The organism is Streptomyces sp. NPDC058964, assembly GCF_042741275.1.
In the GTDB taxonomy this organism is placed as follows: Bacteria; Actinomycetota; Actinomycetes; order Streptomycetales; family Streptomycetaceae; genus Streptomyces.
This window is the reverse complement of the sequence record NZ_JBHYKH010000149.1, coordinates 1-11,831: the sequence shown is the minus strand read 5'-3', so window position 1 is coordinate 11,831 and position 11,831 is coordinate 1. Positions and strand designations below refer to the sequence as shown.

Sequence of the window (11,831 nt, the reverse complement as noted above, 5' to 3'; positions counted from 1 at the left end):
GGACCCCCCCCGCCCCCCGCGGCCCCGCGGGCGCCCCCGGCCGCCCCGCGGTGGAGCGCGGCCACGGCGATCACGGCGCCGCGGCCGGCCACGAGAGCGACCCGGTCGGCGGGCCGGTCGGTCAGTTCCGCGGGCAGCGCGGAGTAGGGGACCTGGAAGAAGGCGTAGGCGGTCGCGGCCAGGAAGAAGCCCAGCGCGGCCCACCACGGCCCGGCCGAGACGGGTCCGGGCGCCGAGAACATCAGGGCGAACGCGGCGGCCACGCCGACACCGCCGCCCAGCACATGGACACGGCGGCGTGGCCGCCGGTCCCCGGCGTGGCCCACGAGCGGGCCCAGGAGGGCGTTCCACACCTTCGGCACGAGGACGACGGTCCCGGCGAGCGCCGCGCCGACACCGAGCGTGTCGGTGAGGTACGGCAGCAGCAGCAGGCCCGGAAGCGTGCTGAACGCACCGGTCACCAGGGCCCCGGAGGCGTACCCCGCGCGCAGGCGCGGGCTCGCGCCGGGCACCGGGGGTGCCGTCAGCGGGCGGGCGGCGGGTTCCGATTCGACAGCCATGGTTCGAGCGTGAACCGCCGCGGACCGACGCAGTAGTCCGGGATCCACCCGACGGTTCAGGGACTTCCTGTCGTGCAACTACCGGACAGGGGAGGCGGCTTGGAGTCGACGGACGGGCTGGGAGATGGTCGGGGGGACCAAGGGGGAAGGTGAGGCACGGATGCGCATCGACGAAGCCGGGGACACCACGGCGCGCGCGGGCGCCGGGCTGCTGGGCATCGTGGCGAACGGGTTGCACCGTGAGGCCGCCGCGGCCGCCTCGTTGCTGCGGCTGCTGCCGCCGGACGACGCCCGGGCGGGGCTCCTGCGCGCGCGTGCGCTGGTGCTGGCCGGGCTGCCGGAGACCGCGCTGCGGGTGTACGCGTCCGTTCCGTGGTCCGCGCGGGACGCCCCCGTACGGGCAATGGCCCTGCGTCTGCTGGGTCGTTGGGAGTCGGCCGAGCAGTGCCTCGGGCACTCGGCCACGTCCGTGCGCTCCGGTACCGCCACGGCGCCGGCCCTGGAGTGCGCCGCGCTCGCGCTCGACCGGGGCGAGCCGGTCCTGGGCCGTACCGCCCAGCACTGGGCCGAGCAGGCCCTGCGGTCGGCTTCCGGGCCGGGCGCCGGGACGCACTCCCCCGACGGGACCGGAAGCGGGGCCGGGACCGACGTCGAGGCCGAGTCCGACACCGTCTACGCCCGTTGTCTGCTCGCCGCCGCGTTCGCCGCCGTAGGGCGCTTCGGAGCGGCCCTGGACGCCGCCGACGCGGCGGCGCGGCTGTTGGACGGGCTCGGGGAGGACGCGCTGCTGCGCAGGCTGGACGCGGTGCACCGGCTGGCCGACGCCCTGTTCCACACGGGGCGCAGGCACCAGGCGGAGCGACGGCTCGGGGAGGCGCTGGTCCTGGCCCGTGAGTCGGGGCAGGAGCACGTGGCCGGGCGTCTGGAGCTCGGGCTCGCCCGGGCCCGGCTGGCCGCGGAGGACCTGACGGAGGCCGGCCGTTGGGCCGAGCGGGCGTCCGGGGCGGCGCGCCGCACGGGCGGGGTTCCGCTGGGTGTGGACGCGGCGTTGTGCCTGGCCCGGGTACGGCTGGCGGCGGGCGACACCGCCGGCGCTGTGGACACGGCGGAGTCGGCGGCGCGAGCGGCGCGGCCCCTGGGTGGGGTGTGGCGGGACCGGGCGGCCGCCCGGCTGCGGGAGGTGCGCACGGTCCGGGAGCACGAGGGGACCTTGTTCCCGGGCGAGGCGGACGAGACCGGCGACCCGTACAAGAGGGGCCCGGCGGGAGCGTCGCCGGTGGCGCTGAGCGGACGCGAGGCGCAGGTGGCGGCCCTGGTCAGCGAGGGCTGTACCAACCAGCAGATCGCGGCGCGGCTCCAGCTCAGTGCGAAGACCGTCGAGACGCATCTCAGCCGTATCTTCAAGAAGCTCGGGATCACCTCGCGCGCCCAGGTGGCGCACTGGGTCGGTCTGACCGCGGGCCCCGCCCGGGACGGCGGGGGATGACGTCCCGGGACGGGGCGGGCGACCGGCGCGGGCACGCTCTGACGGGGGGTGGTCGGGTGCGCCGCGCCATCACGAACAGCGTGCCGCGAACCGCCTGAGCGGGGCTAAAGCGCGGGTGGCACGCGGGAAGGGCCGGGACCCCAACTAGCTGCCGTGCAACTTGCTGCCACCGCTCCCGGCTGGCACGGAGCACCACGGTCTCCGCACTCTGGTGTGCGTGGGCCGCCCGCGTGGCGGTCACGGGGACAGCGCGCGCCGCAGGTCGGGCCCTCCCCATGCTCTGTGGGCCGGGAGCGCTCCCATCGCGCCGAGGAGAGACCATGACTGTCGATACGTCGAGCACCGCCGTCCAGGGGCTCAAGTACGCGACCCGCCATCTGATCCACTGTCCGACGTCCTGGGACCACTACCTGCTCGACGCGCCCAGCAGCGGCGAGGAGAACTTCGTCCTGGCCGGCTCGGTGCCCACCGGGCATCCGCTGTTCAACGACGGTCCCGGCCACTTCCACGACGCGCAGTCCGTGACGGAGGAGGTGCGCGAGGTCGGCGAGTTCGTGGGGCACCGGTACTTCGGTGTGCCGCGCGAACGGCCCGGTCTGTTCTACCGGTTCGCGCTCTCCCTGACCGATCTGCGGGCCTGGCGGGCCGGTGACACGGAACCGCCCCGGATGACGACGCATCTGACCGCGCGGCCCGACCATGTGATCGGCGGGGTGCCCCGCGGGCTGACGTTCGCCGTCGACGTGCGCATCGACGACGTCCCGTGCTGCACGGGCAGCGCGGGGCTGGTCTTCCTGATGCCGGCGCTGCACCGCAACCACATCGAGCACAGCCGGCGCGCGCTGCGCGCGGCTCCCGAGCTGGACGACGTGCCGGACGGCGCTGGATGGCCGGTGGCCCCGGCCGAGATCGGGCGCCGCGCTCCGGGCAACGTGGTGGTGTGCGAGCCGAGCGTGTCGGCGCACGGCCGGCTGACGACATGGGTCCTCACCCGGGGGGACAATCCGGCGCTGGCGCCGTCCGCGGACGGTCAGGTCTCCGGTCTGCTGCTCCTGGAGGCGCTGCGTCAGACGTCGATCCTGACGGCGGGCCGGACCACTGGTGTGGACGCCGACCGTGCCGTGGTCGCCGACTGGGACGTGCACTTCCGCGGCTACGCGCAGGCGGGACTGCCGTTGCGCTGCGTCGCGGTGCCCGGCCCGCTGGAGCGGGACGCCGAGGGGCGTCCGTCGGTGCCGGTGACGCTGACGGTGACGCAGCACCGGCGCGCGGTGGCCGAGGCCCGCACGATGGTCGTGCAGGACCTGTGACACGGGTGCCGTGATGAGGTTCCGCATCCTCGGCCCGATGGAGATCGAGGGCAGCGCGGGTCCCGGCGTCTCGTACACGCCGCGGGCCGCGAAGCTGCGCGTCGTGCTCGGTGCGCTGCTGGTGCGCAGCGGCGAGGTGGTGTCCGTGGAGGCGCTGACGGACGAGCTGTGGCAGGACGATCCGCCGCGTACGGCGACCACCACGCTCCAGGTGTACATCTCGCAGCTGCGCAAGCAGCTCAGCGCCGCTCAGGACGGGTTCGGGCGGGAGGCGCTGGTGACCCGGCCGCCCGGCTATGTGCTGCGTCTGGAGCCGGACGAGCTGGATCTGACCCGGTTCGAGGAACTGCACGCGAGCGGCCGACGGGCGCTGGAGGCGGGAGACTTCGCGCGGGCTTCGGCGCTGCAGCGGCAGGCGATCGACCTGTGGCGCGGTCCGCTGCTGTCGGACACCCCGCACGGGCCGACGCTCGACGCGGCGGCGGTCCGGCTGGACGAGGCGGGCGTGGCCGCTCTGGAGCAGCGGATCCGCGCGGACCTGGAACTGGGCCGGCACCGCGATCTGATCGCCGAGCTGCAGTCGGTGACGACGCGCCACCCGCTGCGCGAGGAGTTCCACGGGCATCTGATGCTGGCGCTGTTCCGGGCAGGCCGGCAGGCGGAGGCGCTGCGCGCGTTCGGGCAGCTGCGCCAGACGCTCGTCGAGGAGCTGGCGATCGAACCGGGCCCGGCGCTGCAACGGCTGCACCGGCGGATCCTGAGGGGCGACGCGGGCCTGCTGGTCGCCGAGGCGGCGCCGTCCGCGGCGGTCACGGCGAACCAGTCCCGCGGCCGGCCGGTCGCGCTGCCCGCCGCCGATCCGGCGTTCACCGGCCGCGAGGACGAACTCGCCCGCGTGGTGCACCTGTTGACTGCGTCTCCGGCCGGTACGTGTGTCGCCGTGGCCGGAATGCCGGGCGTGGGCAAGACGGCGCTGGCCGTCGAGGCCGCGCACCGGTGCGCGGACACCTTCCCGGACGGCCGGCTGTTCGTCGACCTGGAGCCGGAACCGGGCAGTCCGCTCACCGCGGCGCAGGCGCTGACGCGGCTGCTGCGGCGGGCGGGCGAGACGGGCCCGCTGCCCGAGGCGATGGAGGACCTGCGTGACACCCTGCACACCTTCCTGGCGGGCCGGCGCCTGCTGCTCGTGCTGGACCACGCCAGTTCCGAGGCACAGCTTCGCCCGCTGCTGCCGGCCGGCGAGGGCTGCCGGGCCCTGATCACCATCCGTCGCACGCCCGCCTCGCTCGCCTCGGTCCGTACGGTGGCGCTGGCGCCCCTGCCGCCGGAAGCGGCGTGCGCGCTGCTGACGGCGGTGTCGGGCACGGCACTCGACGGGCACGCGGACGACACGCGGCGGCCCGCCCCGGCGGCACCCGACGGACGCGCGGCCCTGCTGGAGGTGGCCGGACTCTGCGGCAGCCTCCCCCTGGCGCTGCGCAGCGCGGCGGCGCAGCTCGCCGCCCGCCCGCACTGGACGCCGCAGACACTGGCCGCCCGGCTGCGGGACGCACGGGACCGGCTGGACGCCCTGCGGGTCGGTGAACTCGACGTCAAAGAGATCCTGTTGACCGGGTACGCGGCGGCGACGGCCGAGCAGCAGCGGTCGTTCAGGCTGCTCGCGCTGTTGCCGGACGCGCCGTTCGAGCTCGGGCCGGCCGCGGCGGTACTGGGCCTCGGGCCCGACGCGGCCGGCCGCAGCGTCGAAGGCCTCGTGGACGCTCGCCTGCTGGAGGCCGACGAGGCCGGCCGCTACCGCTTCCACCCGCTGCTGCGGCTGCTGGCCGCCGTTTTGAGCACCCCCCGCGCCCGGGAGCACTCGCCGCGGCACGGGGGGGCCCGCCTCGCCGAGACGTACGCGGACAGCGTGGCGCAGGCGGGTCCCCCGGCCGTCGCGGACACCGGGGACGGCGGCCTGGCGGTCCCGGTGGGGGTGCTCCGTACGGCGCATGCGCACGGCGCGTGGCAGGCGGCGCTGCGCCTGGCCGACACGCTCTCCGGCCGGCTGGAGTCGCACGCCGCCTGGCACTCCTGGCGGACCGCCCACACGCTGGGCCTGGACGCGGCACGGCGGGCCCGGGACCGGGCCGGTGAGGCGCGGATGCTGCGCTCGCTGGGCGATCTTGCCTGGCAGCAGCGGGAGTTGACGCGCTGCGAGGAGCTGTACGAAGCCGCGGCCCGGGCCGCCCGCGGCTGTGCGGACGACCACGAGCACGGGCGTGCCCTGGTGGGTCTGGCCGATGTGCGCCTCGACGCGGGCGCCCTGGACGAGGCGGGTGCGCTGCTCGACACGGCGCTCGGCTCGCTGCGGGACGGTTCCCCGGCCCGCTTCGACGCCCTGCGGGCGGGTGCGCTGCTGGCCCTGGACCGGGGGGACGAGGCGACGGCGACCGTCCGCTTCACGGCGTGCCGCGATCTGGCCACGGCCCTGCGCGACCGGCGGCTGGAGGCCTATGCGCGCCGCTGCCTGCGCCGCCTGACCGACGTCCGGGAGCCGGAGCCGGCGGTCGAGGTGCGACCGGGGGTGTGGCGGCTGCGTGAGGCGGCCTAGCCGTGCCGTCCGGGAGAGGCTGGTGACGCGGCCACGGGTCCGGATCCGGACCGTCTTGTTTAAGCCGGACTTTGCCTGCCCCGGCCACCCTGGTCCCAGCCGTATCGAGGGGGAAGCCATGACCGTCACCCAGCAGGCCCCGAGCGCGCGGGGGACACACCCGGCGCCGACGGGAACCGGACGTGCCCTGGTCGGCAGGGAGGCCGAACTGGTCGTCCTGCGGGGCAGGCTGGCCGACCCGGACGCGCGCCTGGTGACGCTCACCGGGCCCGGCGGGGTCGGCAAGAGCGCGCTGGCCGCGGCGTTCGAGGCGGAGCCCGGACAGTTCCGCGGAGTGCGCACGGCCGACCTCGGGCCCGCCGCGTCCGCCGACGAGGCCGCGGCCACCGTGCTGCGCCTGGCGGCCGAGCTGCGCCGCGTGCCCGGTGACCCGGACGCCCTGCTGGTCCTCGACGGCTGCGACCACCACGGCGAGCCGCTCACCACGGTGCTCGGTGAACTCCTGACCCCGGCGGGAAGGTTGACGGCGCTCGCCACCTCCCGCGAGCCGGTCCGGATCACCGGCGAACGGCTGCTGCCCGTACCGCGGCTGCCGGTGCCGCCGCCGGGCGACGACGACCCGGGCGAGCTGGCCGGCAACGCGTCGGTCGCGCTGTTCGTCCGGGCGGCGCGCGACGCGGTGCCCGGATTCGCCCTCACGGAGGAGAACGCGGCCGCGGTCGCCGCCCTGTGCACCCTGCTCGAGGGCCTGCCGCTCGCTCTGCGGCTGGCGGCGTCCCGGCTGCGGCTGTTCACACCGCAGGTACTGCTCGCCCGGCTGCGGCACCGGGGCGGCGCGCTGACGGCCTTGTCCGGCGGCCCCTCGGACGCTCCCGCCCGGCACCGTTCACTCGCGGCGCTGGCGGAGTCCTCCGTGGCGGGACTGAGCCGGGGGCAGCTGGCGCTGCTCGGCCAGCTGGCCGTGTTCGAGCCGGGGTTCGGGCTGCCGATGCTGGAGCGGGTCTCACCGCTGCCGCGTGCCGACACCGACGCCGTGCTCGACTCGCTCCTCGACCGGAGCCTGGTCGTCGCCCTCGACCAGGAGCAGGGCGAGCCGCGGTTCGCGGTGCCCGAGCCGGTGCGCTCCCACATGGCCGAGGAACTGGCCGCCGACGGCCTGCTCGACGCGGCCCTGGACCGGCACGCGGCCGCCTACCGGCAACTGGTCACCACCGTGGAACCGCGCCTGACCGGCCCCCGGCAGGGGCACTGGCTGCACGTGCTCGCCGCCGAGCACCCCAATGTCGTGGCCGCGCTGCGCCGCCTCCATCAGTGCGGTGCGGCCGAGGACGTCGCCTCGCTGGTGCTCGCGCTGCGCCGGCCCTGGCTGGTACAGGGTCATCTGAAGGAGGGCGTGGAGTGGTGCGAGGCGGTGGGCCGGGACGAGGAGCCGGACGCGCCGGCCTCCCGGCCCGCGCTGTCCGAGCCGCTGCGCGCCCGCCTGGTCGACCTGTCGGCGACGTTCACGCTGGCCCTCGGCGACGCCGATCTCGCCGTACGCCGCCATCGCCGGGCCCTCGCCCTGTGCAAGCGGCTGGGCGACCGGCGGCAGACGGCGCTCGTGTCGGCGCGGATGGGGCTGGCGCTGCTGCGGTTCGGCGATCCGGCGGGCGCGGTCACCGCCCTCGGTCCGGCGCTGACCGCCCTCGAGTCGCTGGGCGCGGCGGCCGCGGCGGCGGACGCGACCGTCGCACTGGCCGCGGCGCTGCGCGCGCAGGGCGACACCCGCAAGGCACGGGACCTGCTGGAGAAGGGGCTCGAGGCGCACCGCAGGGTCGCGGACGCGCGCGGCCTCGCCGCGGCGCTGCGCGAGTGGGCGGCCACGGCCGGGGAGCGGGACGACGCCCAGGGCGCGGCCCGGGCGCTGCGCGAGAGCCTGGAGCTGTACCGCTCGCTCGGCGAGCGCACCGAACTTGCGGGCGCACTGGAGGAGTTGACCCTGTTGCGGTTGCGCACCGACCCCTCGGCGGGCCCCCGGGCGACCCGTGCCCTGGCCGCGTGCGCCGCCCTGCGCGGACGGCTCGGCAGCGTGCCCGCGCCGGACCGTCGGGCCGCGGTGGACGAGGCCCTCGGCTCACTGCGCTCCAGGCTGCACGCGACCGGTTACGCGGCGGCCTGGACCGAGGGCACCCGGATGGCACCGGCCACCGCCCTCGAGGAGGCACTGGCCGCGCCGGATCCCGGCACCCGGCCGGCGGCCCCCACTCCGGAGGCGCAGCCGCTCACCCCGCGCCAGGTACAGGTGGCGATGCTGGTCGCCGAGGGCCTGACGAACCGCCAGATCGCCGCCCGGCTCGACATATCGGAGTGGACGGTCGTCAACCACGTACGGCAGATCATGCGCAGACTGGGCTGTACGTCACGGCTGCAGGTGGCGTGGTCGGTGGGCCGATGGACGTGACGGCGGCCGCACCCCTGCTGGGCCCGCTGCCGGACGGGGCGGGCGTGCCGCGGGAGGTGGCGGACGGCTGGCGCGCGGCCGGGCTGTGGCGCGCGGAGGGCTTCGTGCACGACGTGCTGCGCACCGCCGCTGAGCACCCCGACCGTCCGGCCTTCGTGGGCCACCGTGCCCACCGCCCCGAGGGCCGTCGGACGGTCACCGTGTCGTACGCCGAACTCGCCCTCCACATGGACCGGTTCGCCGCCGCCCTGCGCTCGCTCGGGGTGGCCGAGGGCGACCCGGTGGCCCTGCAGCTGCCCAACTGGTGGGAGACCGCGGCCCTCGTGCTCGCCTGCTGGCGGATCGGCGCCGTCGTGGTGCCGGTGCTGCCCGGGGTCCGTGCGCCCGACCTGGAGCGGATCCTGGCGGCCACACAGGCCCGGGTGTGTGTGGTTCCGGACCACTGGGAGCAGTACGGCCACGCGGAGGTGCTCGCCGAAGTCGCGCATCGGCTGCCGTGGTTGCGGCGCCGGGTGGTCGTCGGTGACGCGGCGGCGACGGGCGCCGTGGACTTCGGGTCGTACTTCCTGCGCACGGCGCACGAACGCGGGCCCGACGCACGCGAGTTGCCACTCGCCCTCGCCTCCCCCGACCGGCCCGCGCTGCTGCTCACCGTCATGGGGATGGGTGAGGACCACGGCGCGCTCCTGCACACGGGCAACACGCTGTACGCGGGCCTCGCGGCGCAGCGTGGCGACGATGTGACGGGGCCGCCCGCCGTATTCGCCTCCCCGCTTCCGCTCACCTCCCTCGCCGCCCTGCTCTACACGGTGTGCTGGCCGCTCGCGGCCGGCGGTACCGGGGTGTTCCAGGACGTGTGGGATCCGCGCGTCCTGCTCGGGCTGATGGAGTACGCCCGGGTCGACCGGATGTACGCCACGCCCGCGCACTGGGCCGAGCTGCTGACGGCGCAACGGCAGGAGTCCCGCGATCTGTCCGCACTACGGCTCGCCCTCACCGGCGGCCGCGTCGGCACGCCCGGGGCCCTCCTCGGCGAACTGCGGGCGGGGCTGGGCGTCCGTGTGCGGAGCGTGTGGGGGGCGCCCGAGGCGGGGCTCGGAGCCGTGTCGCACGGGTCCGGGGAGCAGCCGCTGCCGGGACTCGAGGTCGTCGTGGAGGACGGCCGGCTGCGGGTGCGCGGTCCCTCCGTCGCGTTGGCCGCCTGGCGGCACGGGGGCTCCGTCGAGGCGGCCTGGGACAGGTGGGACGGCTGGCTGGACACCGGTGACGCGGCGGCCGCCGGGCGGCCCGGCGAGGTCACGGTGGTGCGACGAGCGGACGAACGCACCGGTGGCCTGTTCGTCGTACCGGTCGACGAACTGGAGGAGGGGCTGCGCGCGCATCCCCGGGTGCTCGAGGCCGCCGTGGTGGAGTACACGGACGCGACCTACGGCGAGATGCCCTGTGCCGTCGTCGTGCCCGCCCTGCAGGAGGAGCCGCCGGGGCTGGTGGAGCTCCGTGACCATCTCGCCCGGCGCGGCCTGACGGAGGCGTTCCTGCCCACCCGCCTCGAGCTGGTCGGCTCCCTCCCGCGGGACCAGGACGGCCGGCTCCGCAAGGAGGCCCTGCGCACCTGGCTCGCCCGGCTGCGCCCGGGCACCCCGCGGCCCCGTCCCGACACGACCGCCTGACCACGGCGCACCCGACCGGCATCGCCGCCGGGGGCGCACCGCGTCTCACAGCGAGGCGACCCGCGTCCCGAACGCCACCAGTTCGCCGCGCCACGCCCCCGGCAGCCGGGCCTCGCCCGCCGTGCGTCCGGCCCGGCCCACGAGTTCGCGGATCATGCGCTCGGCCACGTCCCGTTCGTCGCCGTCGAGCAGCGCCTCGCGCAGCAGGTCGGCGTCCCAGGCGTACTCGGGACCCCCGTCGAGGAAGCCGCGCAGTCGCCAGGCGGCGTGCAGGGCGTCGGCGTACGCCTCGTAGACGGACGTGAGGTCGTCCCGGCCCGCCAGCGCGGCGCCCATGAGCAGGGGGGCGCGCAGGGCGTACCAGCCCGCCCGGCAGCCGCTGTCGCAACCGGAGACGCAGCGGCCGGGCCACGGGTCGTCCAGGTACGCCGCGGTCATCGCCTCGCGCGCGTACATGCCGACGCAGCGGTCCGCGCGCAGTTCGTCCCAGTGCGTCCGTGCGGTGCCCGTCAGTCCCGCCGCCAGCCGGTCGGCGCAGGCGAGGGCGAGGTCTCCGGCGAGTGTCGCGGTGTAGGCGCCGTACCGCCGCGCGTCACCGCCCCAGCCGCCCCGCTCGTGCTCGGCCGCGCGTGCCACGTGCAGGGCGGGCATGCCGCGTCGTACGGCGACCCTGTCGTGGACGTCCGAGCGCAGCAGCGTGGCGGTGTCCAGAAGTTCGAGCGCGGCGGCCGCGTCCACGGCCGGCTGGTCGTCCGGGTCGCCGCCGGCCGCGAGGTAGCCGGTGAACAGCACCACGGGACGCACCCGTTCGCCACCCGCCGCGACCAGTTCGGCCAGCGATTCGACGAGGACGGCGGCGCGGGCGTGGCCGGAGTGGCGCCGGTACTCGTCGTTCAGCAAGGAGCGCAGTTGGGCCTCGACCCGGTCCAGCATCCTCTCGCGCTGTTGCGCCGGAGCCGGTGTCCTGTGGTCCTGATCCGTGATCATGTGGGCCTCCTGCTGGGCTACGGATTGCGACCGACCCTGCCGGATGCGTCACACAGCGACAATGCGGGAAGCGGACCTGCCGCGTCCTTCCCGCTGGTGCCGGGGGGCATGTGACGGTTCCCTGTCATGCTCGCGGACCACACCGGACGACCTTGCCATGCGCTTGCCACAGTCCATCCGCCGCTTTAGCGCCATGGCGGTATATGGACTCGCTGCTCGACACGCAGACCGGGCACCGGCCCGGCCATCCGCTCGTCCTCAGGAGACCCCATGAACAACTCCCCGGCGAACAGCTCCATGTCGAACAACAGCAACAACGCGAACTCCGCCAACAACGACAGCAACAACGTCAACAACCCGGCGATGGCCGACGACTCCGCCGCCCCGCGTCTGCAGAGCGTCACCGCCACGGACATCAACGCCCTCGCCGAGGACCTGTCAATCGTTGCCAACGTGAACAACAGCAACGACAACGACAGCAACTCGAACAACAACATCAACAACTGACCGTGGCACCCCAGCGGGGCGGGGCGCACCGGCCCGCCCCGCAGCACGACTTCACCGGCGATCCCCAGGCCGTCGCCGCCTACCGTGACGAGCGCCGGCGCCTGCAGCGCGAGGCCGTCCTGGGCACCGGTGAACTGATCGAGAGGCTCCTCACCGAGCGCCGCACCCGGCTCGCCGCACTGCGCCGGCTGCCCTGGGTCCGGCGCTTGTTCGACGTCACGCACCATCAGGTACGGCAGGTCCTCGCGGCACCGCGCTACACGGCCGTGCTGCCCCTTCGC

Annotated in this window: 9 protein-coding genes; 7 read left to right on the top strand and 2 right to left on the bottom strand. The window is 75.8% G+C overall.

Features of this window, described 5'->3' with window-relative positions; all coding sequences use genetic code 11:
• The coding region (locus ACFW2E_RS19920; protein ID WP_384468136.1) for an MFS transporter at window positions 1-560 on the bottom strand (560 nt) is incomplete at its 3' end.
• A 160-nt stretch (window positions 561-720) separates the two neighbouring features.
• Here ACFW2E_RS19920 and ACFW2E_RS19915 point away from each other — a divergent pair.
• The 5 genes from ACFW2E_RS19915 (at window position 721) to ACFW2E_RS19895 (ending at window position 10,056) form a co-directional block, all read left to right on the top strand.
• Window positions 721-2,046, top strand: coding sequence for a LuxR C-terminal-related transcriptional regulator (locus ACFW2E_RS19915; protein ID WP_384468134.1), 1,326 nt, complete (start codon window positions 721-723; stop codon window positions 2,044-2,046).
• Window positions 2,047-2,366: 320 nt separating this feature from the next.
• Window positions 2,367-3,356, top strand: a complete 990-nt coding sequence (locus ACFW2E_RS19910) for an AfsA-related hotdog domain-containing protein (RefSeq protein ID WP_384468132.1) — start codon at window positions 2,367-2,369, stop codon at window positions 3,354-3,356.
• Window positions 3,357-3,369: 13 nt separating this feature from the next.
• A complete protein-coding gene (locus tag ACFW2E_RS19905; RefSeq protein WP_384468130.1) occupies window positions 3,370-5,946 on the top strand; it encodes a BTAD domain-containing putative transcriptional regulator in 2,577 nt (858 codons plus the stop codon).
• A gap of 118 nt (window positions 5,947-6,064) precedes the next feature.
• Window positions 6,065-8,386, top strand: coding sequence for an ATP-binding protein (locus ACFW2E_RS19900; RefSeq protein ID WP_384468128.1), 2,322 nt, complete (start codon window positions 6,065-6,067; stop codon window positions 8,384-8,386).
• Complete coding sequence (locus ACFW2E_RS19895; protein ID WP_384468126.1) at window positions 8,377-10,056, top strand: AMP-binding protein; 1,680 nt, start codon at window positions 8,377-8,379, stop codon at window positions 10,054-10,056. Before ACFW2E_RS19900 ends, ACFW2E_RS19895 begins: the two co-directional genes overlap by 10 nt.
• Window positions 10,057-10,101: 45 nt before the next feature.
• Here the strand turns inward: ACFW2E_RS19895 and ACFW2E_RS19890 are convergent, their stop codons facing one another.
• Window positions 10,102-11,043, bottom strand: coding sequence for a polyprenyl synthetase family protein (locus tag ACFW2E_RS19890; RefSeq protein ID WP_384468124.1), 942 nt, complete (start codon window positions 11,041-11,043; stop codon window positions 10,102-10,104).
• Window positions 11,044-11,313: 270 nt separating this feature from the next.
• Here ACFW2E_RS19890 and ACFW2E_RS19885 point away from each other — a divergent pair, with 270 nt between their 5' ends.
• Window positions 11,314-11,550 carry a hypothetical protein gene (locus tag ACFW2E_RS19885; protein ID WP_384468122.1) on the top strand — a complete coding sequence of 79 codons (237 nt, stop codon included), beginning with the start codon at window positions 11,314-11,316 and terminating at the stop codon, window positions 11,548-11,550.
• 2 nt (window positions 11,551-11,552) lie between these two features.
• Window positions 11,553-11,831, top strand: a 279-nt coding sequence (locus ACFW2E_RS19880; protein WP_384468120.1) for a hypothetical protein, incomplete at its 3' end; no start/stop codon positions are given.

Excerpts from the sequence above, each read along its gene's own strand:
- ACFW2E_RS19915 (WP_384468134.1), top strand. The coding sequence starts at position 721 with ATGCGCATCGACGAAGCCGGGGACACCACGGCGCGCGCGGGCGCCGGG.
- ACFW2E_RS19910 (WP_384468132.1), top strand. The coding sequence starts at position 2,367 with ATGACTGTCGATACGTCGAGCACCGCCGTCCAGGGGCTCAAGTACGCG.
- ACFW2E_RS19905 (WP_384468130.1), top strand. The coding sequence starts at position 3,370 with ATGAGGTTCCGCATCCTCGGCCCGATGGAGATCGAGGGCAGCGCGGGT.
- ACFW2E_RS19900 (WP_384468128.1), top strand. The coding sequence starts at position 6,065 with ATGACCGTCACCCAGCAGGCCCCGAGCGCGCGGGGGACACACCCGGCG.
- ACFW2E_RS19895 (WP_384468126.1), top strand. The coding sequence starts at position 8,377 with ATGGACGTGACGGCGGCCGCACCCCTGCTGGGCCCGCTGCCGGACGGG.
- ACFW2E_RS19890 (WP_384468124.1), bottom strand. The coding sequence starts at position 11,043 with ATGATCACGGATCAGGACCACAGGACACCGGCTCCGGCGCAACAGCGC.
- ACFW2E_RS19885 (WP_384468122.1), top strand. The coding sequence starts at position 11,314 with ATGAACAACTCCCCGGCGAACAGCTCCATGTCGAACAACAGCAACAAC.